This is a genomic window from Lactiplantibacillus sp. C232 (assembly GCF_023806725.1).
GTDB lineage: Bacteria > Bacillota > Bacilli > Lactobacillales > Lactobacillaceae > Lactiplantibacillus > Lactiplantibacillus plantarum.
This window is the reverse complement of sequence record NZ_JAMSKZ010000066.1, coordinates 1-280: the sequence shown is the minus strand read 5'-3', so window position 1 is coordinate 280 and position 280 is coordinate 1. Positions and strand designations below refer to the sequence as shown.

Genomic DNA, 280 nt, shown 5'->3' with positions numbered 1-280 from the left:
AACGTACAATGTTTTCTGACCTTCATAGATCACAAAGCCAGGTTTGGCACCATTGGGCTTGCGAATTCGGCGAACTTGGACGTAATCGACCGGAACGGTTGCTGAATCGCGGGCTGTTGAGAAGTATGCGGCGAGATTCGCGGCTTCTGTGAGCGTTTGGTCACTAGGATCATCTGAATGGATGATGACGTGTGAGCCTGGGATTTTTTGTGTATGCAGCCAATAGTCACTCTTACGGGCCGTTTTCAATGTTAACTGATCGTTTTGCCGGTTGTTTTTA

1 protein-coding gene is annotated in these 280 nt (G+C 47.9%); it reads right to left on the bottom strand.

Going from position 1 to position 280, the window contains the following annotated elements; translation table 11 throughout:
* Positions 1-280, bottom strand: a 280-nt coding sequence (locus MZO41_RS16650) for an NFACT RNA binding domain-containing protein (RefSeq protein ID WP_252129723.1), incomplete at both ends; no start/stop codon positions are given.